Annotated in this window: 34 protein-coding genes; 4 read left to right on the top strand and 30 right to left on the bottom strand. The window is 65.1% G+C overall.

The window, feature by feature from the left end; all coding sequences use genetic code 11:
• Positions 1–262: 262 nt before the first annotated feature.
• The 4 genes from ACREBX_RS13885 to secB all read right to left on the bottom strand — a co-directional run bounded on the left by ACREBX_RS13885 (position 263) and on the right by secB (position 4,326).
• On the bottom strand, positions 263–961 hold the full coding sequence (locus ACREBX_RS13885) for a DUF4136 domain-containing protein (protein ID WP_431562338.1): 699 nt from the start codon (positions 959–961) through the stop codon (positions 263–265).
• A 172-nt stretch (positions 962–1,133) separates the two neighbouring features.
• On the bottom strand, positions 1,134–2,132 hold the full coding sequence (trpS, locus tag ACREBX_RS13880) for a tryptophan--tRNA ligase (protein WP_431562337.1): 999 nt from the start codon (positions 2,130–2,132) through the stop codon (positions 1,134–1,136).
• A 60-nt stretch (positions 2,133–2,192) separates the two neighbouring features.
• Positions 2,193–3,782, bottom strand: coding sequence for a murein biosynthesis integral membrane protein MurJ (gene murJ / locus ACREBX_RS13875; protein ID WP_431562336.1), 1,590 nt, complete (start codon positions 3,780–3,782; stop codon positions 2,193–2,195).
• A 25-nt stretch (positions 3,783–3,807) separates the two neighbouring features.
• Positions 3,808–4,326 (bottom strand): protein-export chaperone SecB, encoded by a 519-nt coding sequence (secB, locus tag ACREBX_RS13870; RefSeq protein ID WP_431562335.1) that lies wholly within the window; start codon positions 4,324–4,326, stop codon positions 3,808–3,810.
• 515 nt (positions 4,327–4,841) lie between these two features.
• Here secB and ACREBX_RS13865 point away from each other — a divergent pair.
• From ACREBX_RS13865 to ACREBX_RS13855, 3 genes are read left to right on the top strand one after another with little or no spacing between them, the layout of a single operon-like run.
• Positions 4,842–5,504: a Tim44/TimA family putative adaptor protein gene (locus tag ACREBX_RS13865; RefSeq protein ID WP_431562334.1), complete on the top strand. Its 663-nt coding sequence runs from the start codon at positions 4,842–4,844 to the stop codon at positions 5,502–5,504.
• A gap of 4 nt (positions 5,505–5,508) precedes the next feature.
• On the top strand, positions 5,509–6,837 hold the full coding sequence (locus tag ACREBX_RS13860) for an MltA domain-containing protein (protein WP_431562333.1): 1,329 nt from the start codon (positions 5,509–5,511) through the stop codon (positions 6,835–6,837).
• Position 6,838: 1 nt separating this feature from the next.
• A complete protein-coding gene (locus tag ACREBX_RS13855; RefSeq protein ID WP_431562332.1) occupies positions 6,839–7,414 on the top strand; it encodes a Smr/MutS family protein in 576 nt (191 codons plus the stop codon).
• On the opposite strand, the gene dapE is transcribed toward ACREBX_RS13855, so the two are convergent.
• Complete coding sequence (gene dapE / locus ACREBX_RS13850; protein WP_431562331.1) at positions 7,411–8,544, bottom strand: succinyl-diaminopimelate desuccinylase; 1,134 nt, start codon at positions 8,542–8,544, stop codon at positions 7,411–7,413. The two genes, ACREBX_RS13855 and dapE, sit on opposite strands and share 4 nt — an antisense overlap.
• Before the next feature lie 96 nt (positions 8,545–8,640).
• Between dapE and ACREBX_RS13845 the strand changes: the two genes are divergently transcribed.
• Positions 8,641–9,108 (top strand): cupin domain-containing protein, encoded by a 468-nt coding sequence (locus ACREBX_RS13845; protein ID WP_431562330.1) that lies wholly within the window; start codon positions 8,641–8,643, stop codon positions 9,106–9,108.
• On the opposite strand, the gene ACREBX_RS13840 is transcribed toward ACREBX_RS13845, so the two are convergent.
• From ACREBX_RS13840 to ACREBX_RS13720, 25 genes are all read right to left on the bottom strand, one after another.
• Positions 9,105–9,776 carry a glutathione S-transferase family protein gene (locus ACREBX_RS13840; protein WP_431562329.1) on the bottom strand — a complete coding sequence of 224 codons (672 nt, stop codon included), beginning with the start codon at positions 9,774–9,776 and terminating at the stop codon, positions 9,105–9,107. The two genes, ACREBX_RS13845 and ACREBX_RS13840, sit on opposite strands and share 4 nt — an antisense overlap.
• Before the next feature lie 42 nt (positions 9,777–9,818).
• Positions 9,819–10,493, bottom strand: a complete 675-nt coding sequence (gene yihA / locus ACREBX_RS13835; protein ID WP_431562328.1) for a ribosome biogenesis GTP-binding protein YihA/YsxC — start codon at positions 10,491–10,493, stop codon at positions 9,819–9,821.
• A complete protein-coding gene (yidC, locus tag ACREBX_RS13830; protein WP_431562327.1) occupies positions 10,490–12,214 on the bottom strand; it encodes a membrane protein insertase YidC in 1,725 nt (574 codons plus the stop codon). The genes yihA and yidC overlap by 4 nt, the downstream gene beginning before the upstream one ends.
• 44 nt (positions 12,215–12,258) lie before the next feature.
• The gene (gene yidD, locus ACREBX_RS13825) at positions 12,259–12,471 is read right to left on the bottom strand and encodes a membrane protein insertion efficiency factor YidD (protein ID WP_431562326.1); all 213 of its coding nucleotides are present in this window, start codon (positions 12,469–12,471) and stop codon (positions 12,259–12,261) included.
• 204 nt (positions 12,472–12,675) lie between these two features.
• Complete coding sequence (rnpA, locus tag ACREBX_RS13820) at positions 12,676–13,020, bottom strand: ribonuclease P protein component (RefSeq protein ID WP_431562325.1); 345 nt, start codon at positions 13,018–13,020, stop codon at positions 12,676–12,678.
• Positions 13,021–13,043: 23 nt separating this feature from the next.
• Positions 13,044–13,178, bottom strand: a complete 135-nt coding sequence (gene rpmH, locus ACREBX_RS13815) for a 50S ribosomal protein L34 (RefSeq protein WP_039570342.1) — start codon at positions 13,176–13,178, stop codon at positions 13,044–13,046.
• Positions 13,179–13,279: 101 nt separating this feature from the next.
• Positions 13,280–13,615, bottom strand: a complete 336-nt coding sequence (locus tag ACREBX_RS13810) for a hypothetical protein (protein WP_431562324.1) — start codon at positions 13,613–13,615, stop codon at positions 13,280–13,282.
• A 56-nt stretch (positions 13,616–13,671) separates the two neighbouring features.
• Entirely contained in the window at positions 13,672–14,460 is a 789-nt protein-coding gene (locus tag ACREBX_RS13805; protein WP_431562323.1) for an alpha/beta hydrolase, read from the bottom strand.
• Positions 14,461–14,545: 85 nt separating this feature from the next.
• Positions 14,546–15,199: a glutathione S-transferase family protein gene (locus ACREBX_RS13800; RefSeq protein WP_431562322.1), complete on the bottom strand. Its 654-nt coding sequence runs from the start codon at positions 15,197–15,199 to the stop codon at positions 14,546–14,548.
• Positions 15,199–15,651 (bottom strand): hypothetical protein, encoded by a 453-nt coding sequence (locus ACREBX_RS13795; protein WP_431562321.1) that lies wholly within the window; start codon positions 15,649–15,651, stop codon positions 15,199–15,201. Before ACREBX_RS13795 ends, ACREBX_RS13800 begins: the two co-directional genes overlap by 1 nt.
• Positions 15,638–16,144, bottom strand: a complete 507-nt coding sequence (locus ACREBX_RS13790) for a VOC family protein (RefSeq protein ID WP_431562320.1) — start codon at positions 16,142–16,144, stop codon at positions 15,638–15,640. Before ACREBX_RS13790 ends, ACREBX_RS13795 begins: the two co-directional genes overlap by 14 nt.
• 2 nt (positions 16,145–16,146) lie before the next feature.
• Positions 16,147–16,569 carry a VOC family protein gene (locus tag ACREBX_RS13785; RefSeq protein WP_431562319.1) on the bottom strand — a complete coding sequence of 141 codons (423 nt, stop codon included), beginning with the start codon at positions 16,567–16,569 and terminating at the stop codon, positions 16,147–16,149.
• Positions 16,570–16,593: 24 nt separating this feature from the next.
• Complete coding sequence (locus ACREBX_RS13780) at positions 16,594–17,094, bottom strand: VOC family protein (RefSeq protein ID WP_431562318.1); 501 nt, start codon at positions 17,092–17,094, stop codon at positions 16,594–16,596.
• A 28-nt stretch (positions 17,095–17,122) separates the two neighbouring features.
• Complete coding sequence (locus ACREBX_RS13775; protein WP_431562317.1) at positions 17,123–17,920, bottom strand: VOC family protein; 798 nt, start codon at positions 17,918–17,920, stop codon at positions 17,123–17,125.
• A 166-nt stretch (positions 17,921–18,086) separates the two neighbouring features.
• Positions 18,087–18,386 (bottom strand): DUF6958 family protein, encoded by a 300-nt coding sequence (locus ACREBX_RS13770; RefSeq protein WP_431562316.1) that lies wholly within the window; start codon positions 18,384–18,386, stop codon positions 18,087–18,089.
• A complete protein-coding gene (locus ACREBX_RS13765; protein ID WP_431562315.1) occupies positions 18,383–18,934 on the bottom strand; it encodes a GFA family protein in 552 nt (183 codons plus the stop codon). Before ACREBX_RS13765 ends, ACREBX_RS13770 begins: the two co-directional genes overlap by 4 nt.
• The gene (locus tag ACREBX_RS13760) at positions 18,931–19,569 is read right to left on the bottom strand and encodes a glutathione S-transferase family protein (protein WP_431562314.1); all 639 of its coding nucleotides are present in this window, start codon (positions 19,567–19,569) and stop codon (positions 18,931–18,933) included. The genes ACREBX_RS13765 and ACREBX_RS13760 overlap by 4 nt, the downstream gene beginning before the upstream one ends.
• A 160-nt stretch (positions 19,570–19,729) precedes the next feature.
• Positions 19,730–20,464, bottom strand: coding sequence for a DUF1428 domain-containing protein (locus tag ACREBX_RS13755; RefSeq protein ID WP_431562313.1), 735 nt, complete (start codon positions 20,462–20,464; stop codon positions 19,730–19,732).
• 34 nt (positions 20,465–20,498) lie between these two features.
• Positions 20,499–21,059 (bottom strand): dihydrofolate reductase family protein, encoded by a 561-nt coding sequence (locus tag ACREBX_RS13750; RefSeq protein ID WP_431562312.1) that lies wholly within the window; start codon positions 21,057–21,059, stop codon positions 20,499–20,501.
• A 36-nt stretch (positions 21,060–21,095) separates the two neighbouring features.
• The gene (locus ACREBX_RS13745; protein WP_431562311.1) at positions 21,096–21,767 is read right to left on the bottom strand and encodes a glutathione S-transferase family protein; all 672 of its coding nucleotides are present in this window, start codon (positions 21,765–21,767) and stop codon (positions 21,096–21,098) included.
• A 34-nt stretch (positions 21,768–21,801) separates the two neighbouring features.
• Positions 21,802–22,734, bottom strand: coding sequence for an alpha/beta fold hydrolase (locus tag ACREBX_RS13740; protein WP_431562310.1), 933 nt, complete (start codon positions 22,732–22,734; stop codon positions 21,802–21,804).
• Positions 22,735–22,795: 61 nt separating this feature from the next.
• Entirely contained in the window at positions 22,796–23,014 is a 219-nt protein-coding gene (locus ACREBX_RS13735) for a DUF4287 domain-containing protein (RefSeq protein WP_431562309.1), read from the bottom strand.
• Positions 23,011–23,427: a DoxX family protein gene (locus tag ACREBX_RS13730; protein ID WP_431562308.1), complete on the bottom strand. Its 417-nt coding sequence runs from the start codon at positions 23,425–23,427 to the stop codon at positions 23,011–23,013. The genes ACREBX_RS13735 and ACREBX_RS13730 overlap by 4 nt, the downstream gene beginning before the upstream one ends.
• Before the next feature lie 25 nt (positions 23,428–23,452).
• Positions 23,453–23,887: a VOC family protein gene (locus ACREBX_RS13725; protein ID WP_431562307.1), complete on the bottom strand. Its 435-nt coding sequence runs from the start codon at positions 23,885–23,887 to the stop codon at positions 23,453–23,455.
• Between the two features lie 72 nt (positions 23,888–23,959).
• Positions 23,960–24,616 (bottom strand): TetR/AcrR family transcriptional regulator (locus ACREBX_RS13720; RefSeq protein WP_431562306.1); only part of this gene is annotated, 657 nt, incomplete at its 5' end.

Here is a 24,616-nt window from a genome sequence, read left to right as displayed (position 1 = left end):
GGACTTATCCACGTCGCGCCAAGGTCGCGATGCTGAAGTCCGCTTTGGGGTGGGAAGCGGACGTTTCTTGTTCGTCATCCCGGACTTGATCCGGGACCCGCCTTTTTCTTCAAGACAGGCAGGCCCCGGGTCAAGCCCGGGGTGACGTCGGTTGGGTTGGCAACGGCCACAATCGGTCGAAAATCGCCTTTCGTCCCCCGCCAACAAAAAGGCCCGCCTTCCAAGTGAAAGACGGGCCTTTTGTTTGGTTCTGACGGGGGGCTCAGCCCTTTTCGGGCGGCGCCACTGTGATCCGTACGCGTTCGCCCGAATTGCCCGGGAAACCCGTGAACATCGCCTCGACGAGGTTCGGGACGATCGCCTGCAGATTATTGTCGCGCGACTGCGCCTCGGCATGGCCTTCGAACAGGCGCGAACCGTCGGCGGCGCGGTTGATCTGGAGGTTCAGGCCGCTGGTGTAGACGGTGTAGCTGCTGACGTCGTTATAACCGCCGAACCCGCCGAACCCGCCCCACAGGAACGGGTCGCGATAGCCATAGACATAGCGGCGTCCGCCGCGGCCGCTGACGATCGTCGGGCGATAGAAGCCGCGGCCATAATAGCCGCCATAGCCGCCGTACCAGGGATCGCCGAAGCCGGGGCTCGACACGACGCGTTCGCGGCCCTTGTCGACGCCATAGTCCATGCGGACGACAAGGTCGGCGCGCTCGCCATTCGCCGCGGGGCGATAGCCGTAGCGCGTCAGCTCGCTGGCGACGAGGTTCGCGTACTGACCGAATTCGATGCCGCCCTGCAGCGCGGGGTCGCTCGCCTCGACGGTGAAGCTCTGGCCCTGCGGCGCGGGAAGCTGCGTCTGGAAGCGTGCGACATCGGCCTTGAACGGCGTCGCGCAGCCGGCAAGCGCCAGCGCCGCGCCCATCATGGCCGCCAGGCTCAGTCGCCTAAGATTCATCTTGCTCATCGTCTTGGCTCCGTAATTCGGGAAGCGCATATAAGCCGCGCTCTCGTACCATAGACTACGCCGATGCGACTTAACCTTGGTTGAACCCGTTTCATCGCATGGCGGTTCCACATCTCGATATGGGGACGTGGAGCGCAAAAACAAGAAATTTCGCCTGCTAAACAGCGCGCTGTCAGCGGCACAGCCCGAGCGCGTCGTAAGCGGCGTCGAGCGTCGGCTTGGCAAGCGCCGACGCACGCGCCGCGCCGGCCTCGAGCGCGGCGTCGATCGCCGCCGGATCGGACTTGAGTTCGTTCAGCCGCGTCGCGATCGGGCGCAGCGTTTCGACGAGCAGTTCGCCGAGCGCGGGCTTGAAAGCGCCGAAACCCTGCCCCGCAAAGCGTGCGAGCACCTGATCGACGCTCTCGTCGGCCATCGCGGCATAGATCGAGACAAGATTCTTCGCCTCTGCGCGGCCTTCGAGTCCCGCGGCCTCGGACGGCAGCGGTTCGGCATCGGTCTTCGCCTTGCGGATCTTGGCCATGATCGTGTCGGCGTCGTCGACCATGTTGATGCGGCTCGCATCGCTCGGGTCCGATTTCGACATTTTCGCGCTGCCGTCGCGCAGGCTCATGATCCGCGCCGCGGCGGCCGGGATCGTCGGTTCGGGCAAGGTGAAGGTCTCGGTCGCGGTGTCGAGGTTGAACTTGGTCGCGACGTCGCGCGCCAGCTCGAGATGCTGCTTTTGGTCGTCGCCGACCGGAACATGCGTCGTCTGATACAGCAGCACGTCGGCCGCCTGCAGCACCGGATAGGCAAAAAGCCCGACGCTCGCGCCTTCGCGGTTCTTGCCCGACTTTTCCTTGAACTGGGTCATCCGGTTCAGCCAGCCAATGCGCGCGGTGCAGAACAGCAACCATGCGAGTTCGGCATGCGCGGGCACGCGCGCCTGGTTGAACAGGATCGCCTTTTCGGGGTCGATCCCCGCCGCCATCAGCGCCGCCGCCATCTCGCGCGTGTTCGCGGTCAGTTCGGCGGGGTCGTTATAGACGGTGATCGCGTGCAGGTCGGCGAGGAAATAGAGCTTCTCGCCCGGCATCTCGTCCTGCATCCGCACCCAGTTGCGGATCGCGCCCAGATAATTGCCGAGATGCAAATTTCCGGTGGGCTGGATGCCCGATAGCGTCCGCATGTCTTACTCCTGAATTTCGGCCGGAGCCGTGTTGCGGACCTGATTCACGGCATTCGCCGATCAGGTCCGTCCGCGCCGCCGCGTCAGCATGGCGACCAGATCCTTGTCAAGCGCGCCGACGAGGAAGGCGACCGCGAAAAACACCGCGCCGCCCGCCGCGCAGAGTGCGGTCAGCGACCAGATGCGGTCGAACACCCCGCCGCCATAATAGGGCTTCATCATCGGCATCATCCACAAGAGCAGCGCCGACATCGCGGCAACCGCGACCAGCTGGCGCGCGATCCGCCCGGCGATCTTCGCGGTGAAATGGAACCAGCCGCGGCGGTGAAGCACGATATAGAGCAACAGGCAGTTGAAGCTCGCCGACACGGCGGTCGCCCCCGCCAGCCCGACGATGCCATAGCGCTCGACGACATACAGGTTGATCGCGATATTGACGATCAGCGCCGCGAGCGCGGTCCACACCGGGGTGCGCATATCCTCGCGCGCGAAAAAGCCGGGGTTCAGGATCTTGACGATGACATAGGCGGGCAGGCCGGCGACGAGCGCGACGACGATTTGCGCCATGATCGCGCCGTCGGCATCGGTAAATCGCCCGCCGACGAAGAAAGCGGTGACGAAGGCCGGCGCGCAGATCGCGAGCGCCGCGGCAGCGGGCAGGGTCAGCAAGGTCGCGATCTCGAACGCATTGCCCTGCAACCGCTGCGCCTCTTCCGCATCGCCGCTGTGGATATGGCGCGACAGCATCGGCAGGATCGCGGTGCCGAGCGCGATGCCGACGATGCCGAGCGGCATCTGGTTGAGCCGGTCGGCAAGCTTGAGCAGGGTCAGCGATCCTTGCGCCAGCGAGGTGGCGAAGAAGGTGTCGACGAACTGGCTGATCTGGTAGATGCCCGCACCGAAGGTTGCCGGCAGGATCAGCAGACCGAGCCGCTTCACCTCGGGCGTGAATCGGGGCAGGCGCCAGTGAAGCTTCAGCCCGGCGCGGCGCACCGCCCACCACATATAGGCAAGCTGGACGACGCCCGCGATACTCACCGCGACGCACAGCGCCTCGGCAACGATCCGGTCATCGCCCCCCGGCCCGCGCAGCCACCATCCGGTGACGATGCCGCAAATCAGCACGATATTGAGCAGGACCGGCGCAAAGGCGCCCGGCGCGAAGCGCGACCGGGCATTGAGCAACCCGGAGAGCATCGCGACAAGGCTGACCAGCGCCAGATAGGGAAAGGTCACGCGGCTGAGGAAGACCGCGAATTCGAATTTGCCCGGCACCTCCTGAAAATCGCGCGCGAGCAGCCACACGATGCCCGGCATCGCGATCATCATCACGGCAGAGAAGGCGAGCAAGACCCAGAGGAAGACCGACAGCACATCATCGGCGAATTTCGTCGCCGCCTCTTCGCCGCCCCCCTCTTCGTCGGAGCGGTGCAGCGCGCGGCTGTACATCGGGACGAAGGCGACCGAGAAGGCGCCCTCGGCGAACAGGCGGCGAAAGGTGTTGGGCAGCGTGAAGGCGAGCTGGAAGGCGTCGGCCGCAAGGCCGGCGCCCAGCACGCGGGCGAGCAGCATGTCGCGGGCGAAACCGAAAATGCGGCTGACCATCGTCAGCCCGCCGATCGTCCCGACGTTTTTGATCAGGCTGCTCACCCGTCAGCCCGCCCGGTCGATGCGATTAAGCCTGGCCAACCGGCGCAACGTCGCCCGCCTGTTCGGCTTCGACCTGCTGGACCTGCTGCATGAACAGGCCGTGGAAATCGATCGGTTCGAGCAGCAGCGGCGGGAAACCGCCGTCGCGGACGGCATCGGCGACGACGCGGCGCGCAAACGGGAACAGGATGCGCGGCGCTTCGGCGAGGAAGAAGGGCTGAAGCTGGTCGTCGGGGACGTTGCGGACGCCGAACAGGCCGGCATATTTCAGGTCGATCACAAAGCTCGTGCCCTGGTCGGTCTTCGACGTCACGTCGATCTTCAGCGACACTTCGTACAGGCTGTCGCCGACGCTGTCGGCGGCGATGTTGAACTGGACGTCGACCTGCGGCGCGTCCTGCCACTGGTAGACGGCGGGCGCGTTCGGATTTTCGAACGACAGATCCTTTACATATTGCGAAATCAGGCCGATCGCCGGGCTCGTGTCTTCGCCATTGGGCTGCAGGGCGGGATTGTTGATGTCGGCGCTGGTTTCGTCAGCCATGTTGAAGAAGCTTTCACTGGAAAGATGGAAACAATATCCGGGCCGCGGACCGTGTCGGAACCGGGGCGGACGGTTGCCGCGGCGCTTAGCAGCGCCCGGCGGCGAGCACAATGGGCCCTATCCCGCGCCATAGTCAGGGCCAGAATCCAATAATTGCAGATTCGAGGTTTGAGGCGATTTTGTACAGGGCAAGGAGACAAGGCGCAGGAATATGTCGATATTTCAAGGCTTGCCAACGCCGCCATGGGCAAAATCGGCCAAATCCCGAAAGGACGTCGAAATGGCTTCGATCTTGGGCTCGTGCGGCCTTGCGGGTAGCAACGCTACCCGCTGCGACCGCCCAAACCCAATATCTTTGCCAATTCGACGCCTCGAAACTGCAATTAATGGATTCTGGCCCTAAGGCTGAATCGTTGACCCGCTGCGCGCCAGCGGCCATGGTCATTTGAAACTCGGGCGCGTATCGCCTATATATCGACCCATATGTTTCCATTGCCCGCATTGGACTTTTGCCCGTGACCGCTTTTTCGATCGTCCTGCTCGCCATGATTGCCGCCTTCCTCGGCATGCGGCTCTACTCGGTGCTCGGCAAGCGCACCGGGCACGAGCAGGAGCCTGTGCTGCCGCGCGAACGTACCGCCGCATCGCCGGTCCGGCTCGACGAGAATGACGGATCGCAGGCAGCCGGCTCTGCACCGGCCGACACGTCAGGCCTTGTCTATGAACCCGCGGCCGAGGCGGGCCTGCGCCAGCTGCTCGCCACCGATCGCAATTTCGACGCCGGCCGCTTCATGGAGGGCGCCGAAGCGGCGTATCGCATGATCCTCGAAGCCTATTGGAAGGGCAACCGCGACACGCTGCGCGATCTTTGCGACGATGACAGCTATGAAGCCTTCGCCGATGCGATCACTGCGCGTGAGGCGCGCGGCGAAAAGCTCGACAACCGCCTGATCGGCATCGATTCGGCAAAGATCACCGCGATCGAGATGAGCCGCGGCGAAGCGCGCATCACCGTGCGCTATCATGCCGATATCAGCGCGGTCACTCGCGATGCCGATGGCAAGCTGATCGCCGGGTCGATGAGCGACGCGTCGCAGACCGACGACCTCTGGACCTTCCGCCGCCAGATCGGCAGCAACGACCCCAATTGGGTGCTCGACGAAGCCGAATCGGCCTGACCCCGTGATCCCGACGGTGGGGGCGCCGCGCGCGCGAGCTTTCGGATTCGCGCTGCTTGCCGCCCTGCCGCTGCTTTCGGGTTGCGCTTCGATCGTTCCTGCGGCGGACGCCAGCCGGCCTGCGACCACCGCCCCCGCGCCGCCATCGCGCCCGGCCGGTACGCCGCGCCCCTATACGCCGCGCCCGTCCGAAGGAGCCGCCGCCGCCGCCCAGCCGATCCCCGCAACCCCGCGCGCTCCGCTTCCCGCAACGTCCGTCCCGGCCGATGCGACGACCGCCGCCGCCAGCGGTGTTGTCGCAGGCCCCGATGTCTCGACCCTCGGCGTGACCGCCGAACAGGCGACCGCGGCGCTCGTGGCTTTCCGCATCAGCTGTCCTTCGGTCCAGCGCCGCACCGACACCAGCGGTCTCACGCAGGGCGCCGACTGGACCGAAAGCTGCAACGCGGCGAAAAGCTGGAAGGACAGCGACGCGTCGGCCTTCTTCACAGGCTATTTCGGAACAGTACAGGTCGGCGCGGGCACCGCCTTCGTCACCGGCTATTATGAACCCGAAATCGCCGGATCGCGGACGAAGCGTCCGGGCTATGACGTGCCCGTCTATCGCCGCCCAGCCGACCTGATCGAGGTCGACCTCGGCCAATTCTCCGACAATCTCAAGGGCAAGAAGGTTCGCGGCCGCGTCGATGGCAGCAATTTCGTGCCCTATTACGACCGCACAGCGATCGAGAGCGGCGCGCTCGACGGGCGCGGGCTTGAAATCGCCTATGCTGCCGACGCCGCCGAATTCTTCTTCCTGCAGGTGCAGGGTTCGGGCCGCCTCCGCCTGCCCGACGGCGGCATCATGCGCATCGGTTACGACACGCAAAACGGCCGCGGCTATGTCGGCATCGGCAAGCTGCTGCTCGACCGCGGCGAGTTGCAGCGCGGGCAGGCGTCGATGCAGGGCATCCTCGATTATCTGCGCGCCGACCCCGTGCGCGGCGCCGCGGTGATGAACGAGAACCCGAGCTGGGTCTTCTTCCGCGAACTGACCGGCTCCGGGCCGCTCGGTGCGCTCGGGGTGCCGGTGACCGGCCGCGCGAGCGTCGCCGCCGATCCCAAATATGTGCCGCTCGGTGCCCCCGTTGTCCTCTCGCTCGACCGCGCCGAACCCAATGGCCTGTGGATCGCGCAGGACACCGGCGGCGCGATCAAGGGCGCAAACCGTTTCGACAGCTTCTGGGGCGCGGGTGACGAGGCGCGCGCGATCGCCGGCGGCATGTCGGGGCGCGGGTCGGCGCTGCTGCTGCTTCCGCGCGCCAGCATCGCGCGGCTGATCCCGGCGCCTTGATGTGCCGCGGCGCCTCGCCCCCGACGAAAGCGCGCTGTGGAAAAAGGTCGCGGCGACGGTAAAGCCGCTCGCCAAGGCGAAGGCGCCGCTCGCGCCCGTGTCTCCACCGACCGTGAAGCCGCCCCCGCCGACCCCGCGCAGTACCGTCGCCCCTGCGGCCGCCCCTCGTGCTCCCGTTAAGCTGCCGCCGCCGCGCCGCACCCACCAAGCCGCGACACTCGACGGCCATTGGGATCGCCGCCTGCGCAAGGGGCTCGTTCGCCCCGATCTCAGCATCGACCTCCACGGTCACACGCTCGCTTCGGCGCAGACCTTGCTCGACGACGCCATCGGCCGCGGCCTGATGCGCGGCGCGCGCGTGCTGCTCGTCGTGGCGGGTCGCCTGCGTCCCGGCGCCGATCGCCTGCCGATGATGCACGGCGATCCGCGCCCGCGCGGCGCGATCCGCGCTTCGCTTCCCGACTGGCTCGCTTACTCGCCCTATGCCGACCAGATCGTCGCGCTCCGCCCCGCACATATCAGCCACGGCGGCGCGGGCGCTGTCTATGTGATCCTGCGCCGGAGCCGCGAGGACTAAGCGAAGGCGCGGATCAAGATACCGCGATAGATGGCGGTCAGTTTGTGAAGGTCCGCCACTGCGACCGCTTCGTCGAGCTTGTGCATCGTCGCGTTGGTCAGCCCGAATTCGACCACCGGGCACAGCGCGTGCAGGAAGCGCGCGTCCGATGTGCCGCCCGTCGTCGACATCTCGGGCGTGACGTCGGTTTCGGCATGGATCGCCTCGGCAACCAGCCCCGACAGGTCGCCCGGAGGGGTGAGGAAGGCTTCGCCCGAAATCTTGCCCAATATCTTCGCATTCGGTTCGACGTCGTGCGCGATGCGCTCGATCAGTGCCACAAGCTCGGCACCGCGATGCTGGTCGTTGAAGCGGATCGACAGCCGCGCGCGGGCGGAGGCGGGGATGACGTTGGTCGCGCCATTGCCGACCTCGACATCGGTGAATTCGATGTTCGACGGCTGGAACCAGTCGTTGCCGGCGTCGAGCACGACCGCATCGATCGCGGCCAATATCTTGACCAGCTTCGGGATCGGATTGTCGGCAAGGTGCGGATAGGCGACATGCCCCTGCGTCCCCGGCACGTCGATCCAGATATTGACCGACCCGCGCCGACCGATCTTCACCATGTCGCCGAGCCGGTTCACCGACGTCGGCTCGCCGACGACGATCATGTCGGGGCGCACGCCGCGCGCATCCATATGCTCCATCAGCGCGCGGGTGCCGAAGATCGCGGGGCCTTCCTCGTCGCCGGTGATGATCAGGCTGATCGTCCCGGCGTCGACCGGAGTCGCGGCCGCTGCGGCAACGAACGCCGCGATCGAACCCTTCATGTCGACCGCGCCGCGGCCATAGAGCAGGTCGCCGCGGACCTCGGGGGCAAAGGCATCGCCCGTCCAGCCGACGCCTGGCGGCACGACGTCGAGGTGTCCGGCAAAGCCGAAATGCTTCGGCCCCTTGCCGGTGCGCACCGCGAGCAGATTTTCGACCGGCCCGTCGGGCTCGATGCCGTCGATGAAGCGCTCGACGGTGAAACCGAGCGGGGTCAGCGCGGCCTCCAGCACATCGAACACGGCGCCCATGGCGGGGGTGATGCTCGGCGCGGCGATCAGCGCCTTGGCCAGCTCTACGGGATCGACGGTTTGGGTCATGCCGCTCCCTTACCCGCTCGCGGATACCCAAGTCGAGGCTTTGCATCGCGGCCTCTTTGTGCGAAACAAAGAAAGAACAAAATCACGAGGACTGCAATGCCAAAGCTCGATCTCGATGCCATCCCGCACACCAACACGACGGGCTATCCCGCGCCCTATGACGCGCCCGTGCAGGGCCGCTGGTATCGCCGTCTCGCGCCGCTGACGGGCCTCAGCGATTTCGCCGCAAGCCACGTCGTGCTCAAACCCGGCGCCTGGTCGTCGCAGCGCCACTGGCACGACGGCGAGGACGAGATGCTCGTGATGATATCGGGCGAGGCGGTGCTGATCGAGGACGACGGGCGACAGACGATGCGGCCGGGCGATATCGCGGTGTGGCCGAAGGGCAGCACCAACGGCCACCATTTAATCAACGAATCGGATGCCGACTGCGTCTTCGTCGCGCTGGGCGGCGGCAAGAAATACGACACCGGGGGCGGCTATTCGGACATCGACATGCTGTTCACGCCCGACGGCTATTTCCACAAGGACGGCACGCCCTATCCGACCAGCCGGATCCCCTAACCCTCGACCGGCCCCTCGAATTTCTCGATGATCCAGTCCTCGGCCTGCGCGCCGCCGATCCATTCCTGCATGCACGGATGGCTGATCACCGCCTGCGCATAGGCGGCGGCAAAGCGCGGCAGCGGGATCGAGTAGGTGACGAAGCGCGTCACGACGGGCGCGAACATGATGTCGGCCGCCGACCATTTGCCGAACAGATAATCGCCCTCGCCGCCGAAGCGCGCGCGCGCCTCGGCCCAGATCTGGAAGATGCGCACGACATCGGCCTGCACTTCGGGCAGCAGTTCGGCGGGGGGATAGATGCGCCGGATGTTCATGCTGTGGTTGCGGCGGAGCGCGGCAAAGCTCGAATGCATTTCGGCCGCCATCGACCGCGCCATTGCGCGCGCGGGCATGTCTTCGGGCCAGAAACCTTTCGTCCCGCCGGTCTTTTCGTTGAGATAATCGATGATCGCGAGGCTGTCCCACACGACGATGTCGTCGCCGTCCCACAGGATCGGAACCTTGCCGCCCGACGGGGCGAATTCGTCGCCTTCGCGGCGGTTCGACCAATCCTCGTCGTAAAGCGGAACGGTGACTTCCTCGAACGGCAGGCCGCTATGCTTGACCGCCAGCCAGCCGCGCAGGCTCCAACTCGAATAAGCCTTGTTGCCGAGAAACAGTTTCATGCGATCTCCTTGGCCCCACCCTCAAGGGGTGGGAGGAAAAGGTCAACTCTCGACCGCCTCTAGCACCGCGGTGCGCAGCTCGGCGATGCCCATGCCCTTTTCGCTGCTCGTCGCGATCACTTGCGGGTGCGCGGCGGGGTGCTTGCGGGCTTCGGCCTCGGTCGCGGCCTGCACCGCTTCGAGCTCGGTCGCCTTGATCTTGTCGGCCTTGGTAAGGACCATGCGATAGCTGACCGCCGCGATGTCGAGCATTTCGAGCACGTCGCGGTCGACATCCTTGATGCCGTGGCGGCTGTCGATCAGCACGAGCGTGCGTTTCAATACCGCGCGCCCGCGCAGATAATCGTTGATCAGGAAGCGCCATTTCTTGACGACATCCTTCGGTGCCTTGGCAAAGCCGTAGCCGGGCATGTCGACCAGCCGGAAGATCAGCGGCTCGCCGACGTCGAAATAGTTGAGCTCCTGCGTCCGCCCCGGGGTGACCGAGGTGCGCGCCAGGTTGTTGCGGTTCGTCAGCGCGTTGAGCAGCGACGACTTGCCGACATTCGAGCGTCCGGCAAAGGCGATTTCGGGCATGCTGGGCGGCGGCAGATGTTCGAGCGCGGGCGCCGATTTCAGGAACGCAATCGGTCCCGAAAACAGCTTCCGCGCCCGCTCCGCCCGCTCAGGATCGGCCCCCGGATCGCGTTCGTGATCAAGATTCTCGTTATCACTCACTTCGCCGGTGCCGCCTTCAGCGCCGGATATTTGCGGTACATCCACTGCTGCTGCGCGATCGACAGGATGTTGTTGGTGATCCAGTAGAGCAGCAGGCCCGCCGCGAACGGCGCCATGATGAACATGAACAGCCACGGCATGATCTTGAACACCTGCTGCTGCACGGGATCGGTCGCCTGCGGGTTCAAACGGAACTGCAGGAACATCGTGATGCCCAGGATCACCGCGAGAATGCCGATCGACAGGATCGACGGCGGGGTGAAGGGCAACAGGCCGAACAGGTTCAATATGTGCAGCGGATCGGGCGCCGACAGATCCTTGATCCACAGGGTGAACGGCTGGTGCCGCATTTCGATCGTCAGCATCAGCACCTTGTACAGCGCATAGAAGATCGGGATCTGGATGACGATCGGCAGGCAGCCGGCGAGCGGATTGATCTTCTCGTCCTTATAGAGCTTCATCAGCTCCTGCTGCATCTTGGGCTTGTCGTCCTTGTGGCGCTCCTGCAGCGCCTTCATCTTCGGCTGGACGAGGCGCATCTGTGCCATCGATCCGAACTGGCGCTGCGCGATCGGGAACATCAGCAGGCGGATGATCAAGGTCAGCGCCATGATCGCGACGCCGAAATTTCCGACCATGCGGAACAGCCAGTCGAGCAGCTTGAAGATCGGAACCTCGAAAAATTCGAACCAGCCCCAATCGATCGCGTTCGACAGGCGCGTGATGCCCTGATCGTCCTGATAGTGCGAGAGAGTGCTGACTTCCTTGGCGCCGGCGAAGACGCGGCTGGTGGTCGTGATCTGCTTGCCCGGCGCAACCTCGACAAGGTCGCGGGCAAAGGCGGCGCGGAAGGCCCCGCCCGGCAGCGAATTGAACGCGGCCGAGACTTTTTCGCCCTTCGCAGGAACCACCGCGGCGAGCCAATATTTGTCGGTGAAACCGAGCCAGCCGGCCGAGGTGTAAGCGACCGTGTTGTTCGCCGCCTCTTCGAGCTCGTCATAGTTGGTGAAGTTCGACTTGCCGTCGAGATAGCCGGTCGGGCCGACGTGGATCGTCCAGCTGTCCTGTTCGTGCGGGTCGGTCGGCTTGCCGGTGCGATCGATATAGGTGCCGCTGCGCACCGTGACGGGTGCGGTGCCGGTGTTGGCGATCGTCTGCTTCGCGGTGATCAGATAATCATCGTCGATGCTATATTCGATGCGGAACGTCTGGCCGGCGTCATTCGCCCAGCTCAGCGTGACCGGGGTGGTCGGGGTCAGTTTCGTGCCCGTAGCGGTCCACAGCGTGGTCGGACCCGGAACGACGACGCCTTGCGCCGACCAGCCGATGCTCGCGAAATAGGCGGCCTTGGTGCCCGCGGGGGCAAACAGGCGAACCGGCGGCGAATCCTTCTTGATCGTCTGGCGATATTTGCTGAGCGTGATGTCGTCGACACGCGCGCCGACGAGGTTGATCGACCCCTTGATCGCGGGGGTTTCGATCGGAATGCGGTTGCCGTCGGCGAGCACCGCTTCGATCGGACGGATCGCTTGCGGCGCGGCCGTAGCCGGCACGCCGGGCGCGGGCAGCGCGGCGGGCGCGGTGCCGTTGGGCCCTGCGACCGTCGTGGTCACATCGGGCTTGTCGGGGGTGGGGAAGAATTTCTCGGAGACGAAATTCCAGCCGATCAGGATGGCCACCGACAACAAAATTGCCACGATCATGTTACGCTTGTCGTCCACGCTCTTCGGTCTCTCTTCGTCTCTAAAGAATGTCGGGAAATAATTTACGGGACCGGGTCGTACCCGTGTCCCCCCCAAGGATGGCAGCGCAATAGCCGCTTTGTCGCCAGCCAGCCACCCTTGATCGCACCATGCCGCTGGAGCGCGGTGATCGCATAGGTGCTGCACGACGGCGCGTAGCGGCAGGTGGGCGGCAGGATGCGCGACGGGCCGATTTGCCACCCGCGTGCGATCAGGATGAGCAATTTTGCGATCATGAAAAAAGCTCGGAAAACTGCGTAACTTCACTCGCGATCGACGTTTTTTCTCTGCGTTTTATATCATCGTCGCCCCGGACTTGATCCGGGGTCCACAACGCCGTCGCAGCAATGGACCCGGGATCAATTCCGGGGTGACGACATGGGGGAAGTGAAGCGGTCATTCCGGCACGCTACGCCCGCGAAACAATGGTGGACAGGCTTTCATCGTGCCAATTTCTTCGCCGCGCGCTTCAGCGCCGAATCGAGATGCTCGCCGAGCTCGGCAAAGACGATGTCGTTGCCGCCGGGCCGGCCGATCAGGACATGGTCGGCGCCGGTGATACCCGATTCGGGGAGTGCGTCGCGGCACAGGGCGCGCAGCCGGCGCTTCATCCGGTTGCGGGTGACCGCGTTGCCGACTTTCTTGCTGACGGTATAGCCAATGCCCAGCGAATCGTCGCCGTCGCCGCGCTGGCGGACGAGCAGGACAAAGCCGGGCATGGGAAAGCGAAGGCCGCGGTTGGCGGCCAGAAATTCGCTGCGTTTTGAAAGCGTTCGCACCAGCATGACCGGTGCAGAAGCGTCAGCGATCAGGCCGACAGCTTCTTGCGGCCCTGGGCGCGGCGGTTGGCGAGAATCTTGCGGCCGCCAACCGTCGCCTTGCGGGCGCGGAAACCGTGGCGACGGGCGCGCACGAGGTTGCTCGGTTGAAAGGTACGCTTCATCGCGGTTGTCCCTAAATCTCTTGCAAGGCTCTAACAGAAAAGGGCCGCCAAACGTGGGCGGCCACTGATGGAGGCGCGGATAAGCGAGAGTCGGCGCAAAGTCAATTGCCATTGGGGCGCTTTTCGGGCGTTTCGCCATCGATCGCCTCTTGAGCTTCGCGCTCGCGACGTCGCGCCGCGCTGCTACGCCGCATCAACCGGTCGGTCCAGCCGGCGTAACGCGGGTGGCGCCGTTTGAAGCGGACATAGACGCGTTTCGCCCATTCGCTGTTCTGCAAACTCAGCATCAGTCCCGCAGGAAACAGGATGATAAAGCCGGGGCCGGGCAGCGGGCCAAGCAGCGGCGCCGCGATCATCAGCAGCACGCCGAAGCAGAACAGCCCCGTTCGCACCTGCGGGTTCGTGCGCAATCGCTGATAGAGGCTCCGCTTCGCCATGGGGGCGATGTGGGGGAGGCGGCGGCGTGTTACAAGGCTAAAGCAGCGCCGCCGCGTCAGTGGAGCGTGACGAAGCGTGCCATGTCGTCGCGCGTCAGATAGCGGACGTCGTCGAACGGGGTGCTGTTGGTGAGCGCGTAAAAGGCGCGCGCCTTGGCGCCATCCATCCCCATTTCGCGATAATAGCCGAGATATTCGGCATGCACCGGGTCGTTCGCGGGATAATCATTCGCCTCACGGCCATATTCGTCGGCCCAGCTATGCACCCCGAATTCGGCGTCGGGCGCGGCGCGACGCGTAACGCCCGCGAGCCACAGCTCGACCGCGCCCGATCGGATCGAGCCGCCCGCCGGGACGATCGTTTCCATGCCCGCGCGGCGTATCGCGCGGGCGAGGATCAGGTTGGCCTCTTCGTCGAGGCTGCCGGGGCAATCGGTCATTTCGAGGCGCTTGAGGCCGGGATACGCCGCGAGCATCGCCGCGAACTGGCGCGGCGTCGCCGAGGTGACGTCGCCCGCCATCCGCACCGTCGCGCTATCGATCACCGAAAAGGGACCATATGTCGCCTTGGCATGACCGAGCGTCGCGAGCGTGGCGGCAGGGGCGTAGCGGCGCGTCGCCGCGAAATCGGCATCCTCGGCGAGCGCCTCGTCATCGAGCAGCGCGGCGTCTTCATCGATATAATCCGCATCGTCGCTGGCATCGTCATAGGTCCATGTCACCGTCGTCGTGGTGATCGTCATGGCCTGCTGCGCCTGCGCCGGCGCGAACGCCAGCACCGCCGCGAGCGCGGCGACGATCAGCGTACGCACCAAGGCGTGCAGGGGGGCGGACGGCGACACCATGCGTCCGCCTTCGCGCGTGCGCGCCTATCAAATGGCGAACGGGCAGCGTCAGCGCGCCGTTAACCCCGTTCCGGGACACGCGCCTTCAGTCGCGGTCGGGTGCACCGAGCGGGAAATAGGGCCGGTACGGCCGCGCCTCCTCGACGCAGCGCGAAACCGTCGGATGCGCGAGCAGCCGCGCGCGATAGGCGCGCAGATTCTCGTATCTTTCCGGGATTTGACAGACCCAGTCGGCGTAGAAAAGCGACGGCGCCGCGGCGCAATCGGCGAGGGTGAAGCCATGGGGTGTCGCCCAGCCGCCGCCCGCCAGCTCCCCGTCGAGCCAGCCATAAATGGTCTCGAGCGCCGCCTTCGATTGTTCGACGATCAGCGGCACATGATTTTCGGGACCGCGCAGCGCGTCGGCCACCACTGCCTGCATCCGGCCCATGACATGATTATCGAAGACGCGGTCGAACAGCCGGACCTTCAGCGCCGCGTCGAAATCCTGCGGGATCAGGCGCGGCTCGGGCACCAGCCGGTCGAGATATTCGATGATGATCGACGATTCGAAGTACGGCGCCCCGTCGTCGACGAGCAGCGGGAACTGCCCGACCGGCCAGTGCGCCCTCAGTTCGGGCATATGGTCCGGAAACGCCGGATCGACCGAGCGATATTCGAATTCGATCCCCTTTTCGTAAAGCGCGATCAGCACCTTCCACGTGTAGGAGGAGAAGGGGTGACCATAATAAATCAGCATCAATTTTTGTCCTTGCGCGTCAGCCAGGCGAGCGGCCAGCCGACGAAAAAGATATGCGGAAAGAGCGCGACCGCCCCCTTGACGAAGTCGGTGGGCGGGAAGGGCAATCCGAAGCGCAGCGGCAGCACGATCCCGTTCATGATGACATAGAGCAGCAGCCCGTAGAGCGTACCGGTCAGCCACCACGGCCAAGCCGTCAGCGCGGTCCAGCGTCGCGCCACGAAGAACCACGCCGCGACCATCGCGCCCATGATCGCATAATGCGTCGCGAGCCCCGCGATGTCGCCGCCGATGCCCCATTTGGCGGCTTCGGCGCCGAACGGACCGCTGGCAACGGCGTGCAGCATTCCGGAGACGGTGCCCCCCTGCACGACGCTCGACACCGCCGCATAGACGATGTCGAGCGTGCCGCAGAGCAGCCAGGCGAAGAGCGCCGGGCTACGCCGCGCCAACGGCTTCGCCTTTCAATGCGGCCTCGATCGTGGCGATGTCGATCTTCTTCATCGTCATCATCGCGTCCATCGCGCGTTTCGCCGCGGCGCGATCGTGGTTGGTCATCGCCCGCGTCAGGACGCGCGGGCTGATCTGCCAATTGACCCCCCATTTGTCCTTGCACCAGCCGCACATGCTTTCGGCGCCGCCGTTACCCACGATCGCGTTCCAGTAACGGTCGGTCTCTTCCTGCGTGTCGGTGTTGATCACGATCGAGAAAGCCTCGTCCTGGCTGAACGCGGGCCCGCCGTTGATCGCGATGAAGGGGATGCCCATCACGGTGAATTCGACCGTCAGCACATCGCCTTCCTTGCCGTCGGGATAGTCGCCGGGCGATATGTTCGCCGCGACGAATTCGCTGTCGGGGAAGGTCGCGGCATAGAATTTCGCGGCCGCCTCGGCATCCTTGTCGAACCACAGGCACATCGTTGCCGGTTCATTGCCATTGCTCATCGTCATTCTCCCTTGATGGGCCCGCCGATCGACCAGAGATGGCCGAACGGATCTTTTACCTGGGCATAGCGGTCCCCCCAGAAGGCATCATGCGGTTCGAGCGTCGATGCGGCACCGGCATCGATCGCGCGCTTGTACCAGCGATCGGTGTCGTCGACGTGCAGGTGCAGCGTCACCCCGGTCGGCGCGCTCATCGCGTGCCCGCTATATTCGGGGAAATCGTCGTGCATCATCAACGACGCGCCGTTGACCGTCAGATGCGCGTGCATCAACCGCACGCCATCCTCGGCGGGCATACGCATATTCTCGGTCGCGCCGAATGCCTTCGCATAAAAGTCGATCGCTTCGCTGCCGCGCTTGTCGGCGATCGCAATATGGGGGGTGAGGCCGCTCGTCGGCCCCTGATTTGCCTGTCCTTCCATCATCTCTCTCCCTTGTCAGGTGCGATCTCAGTCCTGGCCCACGGGTTCGCCCCGGACCGCTGCCTCGATCGCCGCGATGTCGATCTTCTTCATCGTCATCATCGCCTCGAATGCGCGCTTCGCCGCGGCACGATCGCTGCCGGTCGTCGCGTCGAGCAGGACGCGCGGCGTGATCTGCCACGACAGGCCCCATTTGTCCTTGCACCAGCCGCACACGCTTTCCTGGCCGCCATTATCGACGATCGCGTTCCACAACCGGTCGGTTTCCTCCTGCGTGTCGGTGTGGACCTGGAAGGAGAAGGATTCATTATGCTTGAACATCGGCGGGCCGTTGAGCCCGACGCATGGCGTGCCGAGCAGCGTGAATTCGACCGTCTGCACATCGCCTTCCTTGCCGCCCGGCGAAGCGGCGGGGGCGCGGTTCATCGCGCCGACGTGCGTGTCGGCAAAGGTTTTGGCGTAAAAGGCCGCGGCTTCTTCGGCATCGCCTTCGTACCAGAGGCAAAGCGTCAGGGGGGTCTTGGTCATCGTATCTCTCCTGGGGGGCTTGGGGGGATTATGATTTGCGCGGACCGACGAAGCCAATAGGCGCGCCCTGCGGGTCGATCGCGTTCATCGCATATTCGCCGCCGGGGATTTCCATCGGTTCGCTGGTGATCGTGCCGCCGTTCGCGGTCACCGCGGCGCGCGCGCGGTCGATGTCGTCGACCCCGAGGTAGAAATTCCACACCGGCACCGGATAGCCTTCCATCAGCGGCATCACCGCGCCGATCATCACATCGCCGCGCTGGAGGAAGCGATAGGCGCCGAGCGGACCCATATCCATCTCGCCCTCCTGCCCCCAGCCGAAATGCTTTTTGTAAAAGGCGATCGCGGCGTCGGGGTCGCTCGTCGCGAGCTCGTTCCAGCGGACATGCTGCGCTTCTGTGACCGAAAACACGCCGCCTTCCCCCGGAACGGCATCCTCGGGCGGGATCGGGTCCATGATATAGAAATGCGCGCCTTGCGGGTCGCTGACCATCGCGATGCGACCGACGGGCAGGTCGGTCGCGGGCATCTGCACCGCACCGCCATCGGCCTTGATCGCATCGATGGCGGCATCGACGTCGGCGACCTCCAGATAGCCGAGCCAGCCGGGGCGTGCGCCGCCCGCGAGCATGTCGGCGCCCAGCGCGAGCACCCCGCCCGCGTTGCCGCCGTCGCCGCGGACGATCATGCGATAATCGACGCCACCGACTGCGGCGTCATTATGCGCCGCGATGGTCCAGCCGACGACGGCGCCGTAAAAGGATGCCGCGCCTGCGGGATCGGGGGTCATCAGTTCGTACCAGATGAAATTGGCTGCCTTGGTCATCGTCTCTCTCCTCGATGCTTCGGTTTAATAGGTCAGGCCGGGAAACCAGTCGCCGCGCCCCTCGGGCGTCATGTCGAGCAGGCCAGCAGCTCGGCGCGCGCGGCATAGGCTTCGCTCTCGTTCGGGAAGGACAGATGCTGCATGGCCTGCTTCCTTTTGTGTGTGCTTATAGCCGGTGCAGCCGCAGCGGCTTCACATTTTCGCGCGCGATCAGCCCACGCGCCTCGAGATCGAGCTGGACGCCCTTCAGCCACCACCCCGCCTTGGCGCCGCCGGGGAACCGCTCTTCGGGGAGCAGCGGGAGCGTGCGTTCCTTGATCTCGGCGATGGTCAGCCCGGGTTTGCCTGCGGGTATCGCGGCCAGCAGCGCATCCTTCATCGCGTCGTATTTCGCCTTGTCGACCTGCATGGCGAAACCCGGACTGGTTATGCTGCGCATTTCGGTGCGTTCGACGGTCTTACTCATCGTCCATATCCTTTCGTCGCTTCGAGCGGCGGGGCGCGAAAACCCATCGCGGCCCAGGCTTTCAGCAGCCGCCACATGAACTTGCCCGTCGGCGCCGAATAGTTGGGGATATCGTCGGAAAGCTCGACCCCGGCGGGCCGGTCCTTGACGATGGTTCGCATTTCGGCGGGCGGACGCTCGGCCTCGGGAATGCGCGCCGAATAGACGCTCAGCCAATGCCCCTTGGTGAATTCGAGCGCGATCGGCGCGTTGCAGCAACGCGCGACGAACCGCCGCGTCGGCGAATCGGATTTGATCCGATGTTCCTCCAACTGGTCCGATCCCGACAGCCATTGAAGCCGGTCCTTGCGCATCAGCACATAAGGCGTGCCGCCGTCGGGACCGACCACCTCCAGCGCGCCGGGCAAGGCTTCGAAGCCCCGGCCCGCTTTCTGGCAGCTATGGCAATAACAGGTCGCCGCGACGATCGGTTTGCCGCTGAGTTCCAGCCTCACCGCGCCGCACTGGCACGAGACCGTGCGCGTCATGCCGGGCTCGCTGCTGGTCATGCTTCCAGCTCCGCCATGGCCTCGGCGATGGTCACCGGCGCCCTGGGCCGCGCGTACATCGATTTCAGATAGGCGCGCAGCGCGGGGGCATCGTCCAGCATGTCTTCGAGCTGCGCCCAATCGAGCGTGTAGGCGGCGTTAAAATCGGCTACCGTCACCTGCTCGCCGACGACAAAATCGCGTCCCTCCATATGCTGCTCGAAGACCGCGATCATCCGTTTGCAATCGCGCTTCGCCAGCGCAATTTCCGCGGCCGATTGCTCGTCGGGCGCATAGAGGAAACTGTGCAGCGCGATCCGCCACAGCGGCGCTTCGATCTCGGTCATCAGGAAAAACAGCCAGCGATACATCTGGCCGCGCTCTTCGGGCGTATCGGGGATCAGGCGGCCGCCGGGAAAGCGGTCGCCATATTTCTCGGCCAGATAGAGCTGGATAGCCGCCGACTCGCTCACCACCAGGTCGCCGTCGACCAGAACCGGCAGTTTCGCGGCCGGATTGAGCGCCAGAAACTCGGGCGTCAGCTGCTCGCCGGCGCCGAGGTCGATCGGGATGATCTCGTGGGCGAGATCGAGTTCGTTCAGGAGCCACATGGCGCGCAGCGCGCGGGTGGGGGGCGTTCCGTAGAGTTTTATCATCTTTTGGATCCTTCCTCTCGATCCTCCCTGTCGCGAAGCGATGGGGAGGGGGACCATCCGAAGGATGGTGGAGGGGCTGCGACCTTGCGCCGTCGCCCCTCCGTCAGCGGCTCCGCCGCCGCCACCTCCCCATGCCTGCGGCACAGGGAGGAACGGATCGTCAGGCTTCAACGATCGGGGCGAAGCCGCCATAGATCATGCGCGCGCCGTCGAACGGGGTGTTCTCGGGGTCGGGCTTCATCCGCTCGTCGGCTGCCATTTTTTCCCAGCCGGCGGTGCGCGCCTCCTTGCTCGGCCATTCGACCCAGCTGTAGACGACGCTTTCGCCGTCTTTCTTGTGCGCCGCCCTTGCATAGTCGGTGACCTTGCCGTCGGGGACATCGTCCGCCCATGCTTCGACGACGCGGGTCGCGCCATAGTCGATGAACACGCCCGACATCTTTTCGGCGAGCGTGCGATAGGCTTCCTTGTTAGCGTCGGGGACGGGCACGACATAGCCGTCGACATAGCCGGTCTTGCCTTCGCCCCCCGCATTTTCCCTGGCGTCGTCGAGGATCGAATCGAAGCCGCCGATGATCATGCGCTTGCCGTCGAACGGCATCTCGCCGCCCATCTGCTCCATGCGCGGGTCGCTCATCATCTTTTCGTTCGCGGCGTCGCGGGTCGCCTTGTCGGGATATTCGAACCAGCTGAACACGACGGTCTCGTCGGGTTTCGCCTGCACCGCACCTTTCAGGTCGTTGACCTTGCCGTCGGGGACGTCGTCGCCCCAGCATTCGACCATGCGGCTCACGCCGAATTCCTTGAACAGCGGCGCCGCATCGGCGGCATGTTTGCGATACGCTTCCTTGTTGGCGGTCGGCACCGCGACGACAAATCCTTCTATATAGGTCATCTTCTCTCTCCTTCATTTGGGTGGGCGCGTCTCTTCAGATTCTGAAACGCTCCAGTGTGGCCCCCGATGCAAAAGTCTCGCGGTCGATTGACGCCAGAGTGCGTCGTGTGCCGTCGTCCGCGAACAGCGGCGTGCCGCCGCCGAGCACGACGGGATAACGGATCAGCCGCAGCTCATCGATCAGCCCGGCGGCAAGCGCCGACTGGATCGCGCCGGCTCCGGCGAAGACGGCAACCGGCTTCGTCGCTTCGGCCTTCAGCCGCGCAATGTCGCCCAGCGCGATTGCGCGGCTCTGTACCCAGTCGCCGGTCTCGCGCCCGTGCGTCAGCACATATTTGGGTAGCGCGGTCATGCGTTCGCTCTGCTGCGCGAGGTCGGGCGACATCTCCATGCGGCCCGCGGCGGCGTCGATCCAGAAACCGGCGATCGTGGCATGCGCCACCCGGCCAAAGATCATGCCGCCGATTTCGTTCAGCGTGCGCGTGTGCAGCGCGTCGACCGATGCGTCTTCGGTCATCCAGTCGATATTCTTGTCGCGGTCCTCGATGAAGCCATCGAGCGACACCGATATTTGCGCGAACAGCGGGGCTGTCATGGTCTCTCTCCTGGGGAGGGGTTGAGAGTTCGGGCGTCAGGCGGGCGGACCCGCCTCTTCGTTAAAGGCGGCGAGCTGCGCGTCCATCGCGCGCTGGAAGGCGGGGCGGGCGAGGCAGCGATCGAGATATGCCCGCAGCCGTGGCTGTTCGGCGATCAGGCCGGCCTCGACGGCTTCGCGCAGCACGGTCGCCATCGCGATGTCGGCGACGGTGAATTCGCCGGTCAGATACGCCTTGTCGCCGATCGCGTCGTTCAGGCGGCCGAGCCGGCCCTGGATGAACTCGATCAGGCTCGGGCGGCGCAGCTTCGCCCATTCCTCGTCGGTCGAGAAAATGTCGACATTGCCGAGTTCGAACAGCATCGGCTCGACGCTGTTATAGGCGGCGAACAGCCAGGCGAGCGTGTTGGCGCGCTGCTGCGGATCGCGGGGCATCAGCCGCGCGTCCTTTTCGGCGAGGTGGAGCAGGATCGCGCCGCTCTCGAACAGGCGGATGCCGCCGTCGTTGAGCACCGGGACCTGGCCCCATGGCTGGAACAGGAAATGGTCGGCGGGGCGGTTGATCGCGCTGATCAGATGTTCGGCATAGTCGAGCCCGATTTCCTCGCACGCCCAGCGCGGGCGGAGGTCGCGTACGTAGCCGCGCGCGAAATCGGGCACCCAGTCGAAGGCGGTGACTTCGATGCTGGCGTTGGGATTGACGGGCATGATCGTTCCTCTCTCTTTAGTCTTGTCGTTGGGGCTAGAAGGTCGGCATCGGCGGCTTGGCGTCGTCGAGGAAGGGGACGACCGTCGCGACGATCGCCGACACCTCGCTCATGATCCCGATGTGTGATGTCGCGGGCAGGATCGCGAGCCGCGCCTTGGGCGCTTCGGTCATGAAACCCTGTGTCGCCGCGGCGATGTCGCCGCCGCCGCGCAGCTTGAACAATGCGATCGCATGATCGAGCGTGACCCCGTCGGCGTCGCCGATGATCACCATCGTCTTGCCGGGGATCGCGCGAACCTGTTCGTCGGAATAGGCGAAAGGTGTTGCGTCGAGCGTCTTGATATTCTCGACCAGTTTCGGAAATTTCTCCGGCGTCGGCGACAGGCTCTTGTAACCCGTTTCGATCGGGCTGCCAGCGAATGTCGCCGGGGTCAGCTGCGCGATGCCGGCCAGCACTTCGGGATACCAGCCGTCGAGCCGCGATGTTCCCGACAGGATGACTTGTTTGCCGACCCGTCCGGGGTGGCGGACCGCCAGTGCAATCGCGGTCGACGCGCCCATCGAATAGCCGAGCACGTCGGTCTGTTTCACACCCAGTTTTGCGAGCACAGCGGCGGCGTCGTCGGCCATCAGGTCATAGCTGAGCTTGCCGTCGACCCCGCCCGACCGGCCATGGCCGCGCGCGTCGATCGCGATCACCGGGCGCGTCGCGGCCAATGGATCGATCAGCGACTTCATCGCGTCGCTCGACATGAAGGCGCCGTGGAGCACCAGCAGCGGGGTCTTGCCGGGGGCGAGATCGCCGTGCAGCTGGTAATGGATGCGCGTGCCGTTCACATCGGCGTCGCCATTCCCGACCTTTACCGGTGCTGCGGCTTCGGCGGTTGCAGGCGGCGCGGCGGCGTGCGCCGACTGCGGCACGGCCGCAGCGGCACTCGCGGCGGCGAGCAGCGCAAAGGTGGACATAAGGCTCCAGCGGGAGGAGTGATTTGTCATCGGACTATTCCTCTTATTCTCTAGACGGAGGCTAGGACCGTTTGCCTTTGATCCAGGCGACGATCGACATGGCGTGGCCATGGCCCAGGTCGTAATCGGCCTTCAGCCAGTCGATGATCGCACCGGCCTTGATACCGGGGGCGAGGCCGCTGTCGTCGGCGAGGCCCTTTTCGATCGCGATGGCTTTCAGCGCGCCGGCCGATTTGCCGGTCTTGGTTTCGACATTGTCGAGATAGGCTTGAAAGCTCATGCGCTCGCTCCTGCCCGCAGCGGGATCAGCGCGCGGAGGCGCGGGTCGCGCAGCCACAGGCCGCCCCACAGCATCAGGCCGAGGTAGACGCCGAACAGGCTGTGGCTGAACAGCGGGCTGTCGATGCGGACATGCGTGCCGATCGCGCCGCCGAGATAGCCGGTGATCAGGATCGCACCGAGGATCGCGGTGCGCGGCCAGATATAGAGCAGGGTCGGGATCAGCAGCAGCGTACCGAGCAGATACATCGTGCCGACCTCGAGCGGCCATCCGAGGCTGGGCGGGCTATATTTGATCGCGGTCTCGGGCGACACGAGCTTGAGCCCGGCGTCGAAGAGCAGGAAGAGGATCACAAGGCCGCTCAAAACGTGGCCGGCGATCAACTGGCCCCTGCTGGGGGTCGTATCGGTCATCCTCTTCCTCCTCCCTATGCTCGTGTCAGGCCGTGGCTTCGGCGGGTTCGCCAGCGGGGATGGCGGTCGGGTCCATCCACATCACTTCCCAGATATGGCCGTCGGGATCCTCGAAGCTGCGGCCGTACATGAAGCCATAATCCTGCGTCGGGGTCGGGTCGGCCTTGCCGCCCGCCTTGACCGCCTTGTCGACCTGTCCGTCGACCGCGTCGCGGCTGTCGGCCGACACGCAGAGCAGGACCTGCGCGGTGGTGCGCGCGTCGGGGATCGCCTTCGATGTGAAGGTCGCCCATTTTTCGTGGGTCAGCAGCATGACGTGGATCGAACCCTCTTCAACCACCATGCAGGCGGCGGTGTCGTCGGTGAAGGCGGGGTTGTTCGCCGCTCCAACCGCTTCGTAAAAGGCTTTCGACTTGTCGAGGTCGGTGACCGGCAGGTTCACGAAAATCATCTGGGGCATTACTCTCTCCTTTGGGGGGTGGTGATTATTGAAGTCAGCGTGCGCGGCGCGCCGCGGCAATTACCTGTCGCATCATGACGTGCCGCCCGCGCCGAACAGCATCCGGACATAACGCTTCAGATGGGTGACGGTGCCGCGTGCAATCGCCGGGTCGTTCGTTGTTTTCGCCAGGACGAAGGCGCCCTGCAGGACCGACTGGACATGCTGGGCGAGCCCGATCGCGGTGACGTCCTCGGGCACGCCGTAAACGTCCATCGCCGCCTGGATGTCGGGCGCGAGCGCCTGGCAATAGGCGTTGATGCTCGCCTCGCACGCCGCGCGGATGCGGTCGTTCGTCGCATAGGCTTCCTGCACCATCGTGCCGACGAAGCAGGTATAATCTTCCGTGGGCCCATCGAGCATTGACAGGCGGAAATCGATATGGCCGAGCAGGCGGTCGAGCGGATCTTCGAGGCTGACATGCGGCGCGAGTTCGAACATCGGCCGCGCCCGCTCGGTCCAGCCCTCGGCCGCCGCGATCGCCAGCTCTTCCTTCGATGCGAAATGATGGAAGAAGGCGCCCTTGGTCACGCCCGCGGCCGCACAGATCTGGTCGACCGTCGTCGCCGCATAGCCCTGCTTGCGCACCGTGGCATGCGCCGCGGCGATCAGCTTGGTGCGCGCGCTGCCGCGCGGCGCGCGGACGCCGGGGGTGCCGCCGCCCGCCGGGGGGACATCGCGGGCGGCGGC

Origin of the sequence: Sphingopyxis sp., from assembly GCF_050725655.1 — a bacterium.
Classification (GTDB): Bacteria; Pseudomonadota; Alphaproteobacteria; order Sphingomonadales; family Sphingomonadaceae; genus Sphingopyxis.
The sequence above is the reverse complement of the archived record's forward strand: the minus strand, read 5'-3'. Positions and strand labels throughout refer to the sequence as shown.

Excerpts from the sequence above, each read along its gene's own strand:
- ACREBX_RS13885 (WP_431562338.1), bottom strand. The coding sequence starts at position 961 with ATGAGCAAGATGAATCTTAGGCGACTGAGCCTGGCGGCCATGATGGGC.
- trpS (WP_431562337.1), bottom strand. The coding sequence starts at position 2,132 with ATGCGGACGCTATCGGGCATCCAGCCCACCGGAAATTTGCATCTCGGC.
- secB (WP_431562335.1), bottom strand. The coding sequence starts at position 4,326 with ATGGCTGACGAAACCAGCGCCGACATCAACAATCCCGCCCTGCAGCCC.
- dapE (WP_431562331.1), bottom strand. The coding sequence starts at position 8,544 with ATGACCCAAACCGTCGATCCCGTAGAGCTGGCCAAGGCGCTGATCGCC.
- ACREBX_RS13845 (WP_431562330.1), top strand. The coding sequence starts at position 8,641 with ATGCCAAAGCTCGATCTCGATGCCATCCCGCACACCAACACGACGGGC.
- ACREBX_RS13840 (WP_431562329.1), bottom strand. The coding sequence starts at position 9,776 with ATGAAACTGTTTCTCGGCAACAAGGCTTATTCGAGTTGGAGCCTGCGC.
- yidD (WP_431562326.1), bottom strand. The coding sequence starts at position 12,471 with ATGATCGCAAAATTGCTCATCCTGATCGCACGCGGGTGGCAAATCGGC.
- rnpA (WP_431562325.1), bottom strand. The coding sequence starts at position 13,020 with ATGCTGGTGCGAACGCTTTCAAAACGCAGCGAATTTCTGGCCGCCAAC.
- rpmH (WP_039570342.1), bottom strand. The coding sequence starts at position 13,178 with ATGAAGCGTACCTTTCAACCGAGCAACCTCGTGCGCGCCCGTCGCCAC.
- ACREBX_RS13810 (WP_431562324.1), bottom strand. The coding sequence starts at position 13,615 with ATGGCGAAGCGGAGCCTCTATCAGCGATTGCGCACGAACCCGCAGGTG.
- ACREBX_RS13805 (WP_431562323.1), bottom strand. The coding sequence starts at position 14,460 with ATGGTGTCGCCGTCCGCCCCCCTGCACGCCTTGGTGCGTACGCTGATC.
- ACREBX_RS13800 (WP_431562322.1), bottom strand. The coding sequence starts at position 15,199 with ATGCTGATTTATTATGGTCACCCCTTCTCCTCCTACACGTGGAAGGTG.
- ACREBX_RS13790 (WP_431562320.1), bottom strand. The coding sequence starts at position 16,144 with ATGAGCAATGGCAATGAACCGGCAACGATGTGCCTGTGGTTCGACAAG.
- ACREBX_RS13785 (WP_431562319.1), bottom strand. The coding sequence starts at position 16,569 with ATGATGGAAGGACAGGCAAATCAGGGGCCGACGAGCGGCCTCACCCCC.
- ACREBX_RS13780 (WP_431562318.1), bottom strand. The coding sequence starts at position 17,094 with ATGACCAAGACCCCCCTGACGCTTTGCCTCTGGTACGAAGGCGATGCC.
- ACREBX_RS13775 (WP_431562317.1), bottom strand. The coding sequence starts at position 17,920 with ATGACCAAGGCAGCCAATTTCATCTGGTACGAACTGATGACCCCCGAT.
- ACREBX_RS13770 (WP_431562316.1), bottom strand. The coding sequence starts at position 18,386 with ATGAGTAAGACCGTCGAACGCACCGAAATGCGCAGCATAACCAGTCCG.
- ACREBX_RS13765 (WP_431562315.1), bottom strand. The coding sequence starts at position 18,934 with ATGACCAGCAGCGAGCCCGGCATGACGCGCACGGTCTCGTGCCAGTGC.
- ACREBX_RS13760 (WP_431562314.1), bottom strand. The coding sequence starts at position 19,569 with ATGATAAAACTCTACGGAACGCCCCCCACCCGCGCGCTGCGCGCCATG.
- ACREBX_RS13755 (WP_431562313.1), bottom strand. The coding sequence starts at position 20,464 with ATGACCTATATAGAAGGATTTGTCGTCGCGGTGCCGACCGCCAACAAG.
- ACREBX_RS13750 (WP_431562312.1), bottom strand. The coding sequence starts at position 21,059 with ATGACAGCCCCGCTGTTCGCGCAAATATCGGTGTCGCTCGATGGCTTC.
- ACREBX_RS13745 (WP_431562311.1), bottom strand. The coding sequence starts at position 21,767 with ATGCCCGTCAATCCCAACGCCAGCATCGAAGTCACCGCCTTCGACTGG.
- ACREBX_RS13740 (WP_431562310.1), bottom strand. The coding sequence starts at position 22,734 with ATGTCCACCTTTGCGCTGCTCGCCGCCGCGAGTGCCGCTGCGGCCGTG.
- ACREBX_RS13735 (WP_431562309.1), bottom strand. The coding sequence starts at position 23,014 with ATGAGCTTTCAAGCCTATCTCGACAATGTCGAAACCAAGACCGGCAAA.
- ACREBX_RS13730 (WP_431562308.1), bottom strand. The coding sequence starts at position 23,427 with ATGACCGATACGACCCCCAGCAGGGGCCAGTTGATCGCCGGCCACGTT.
- ACREBX_RS13725 (WP_431562307.1), bottom strand. The coding sequence starts at position 23,887 with ATGCCCCAGATGATTTTCGTGAACCTGCCGGTCACCGACCTCGACAAG.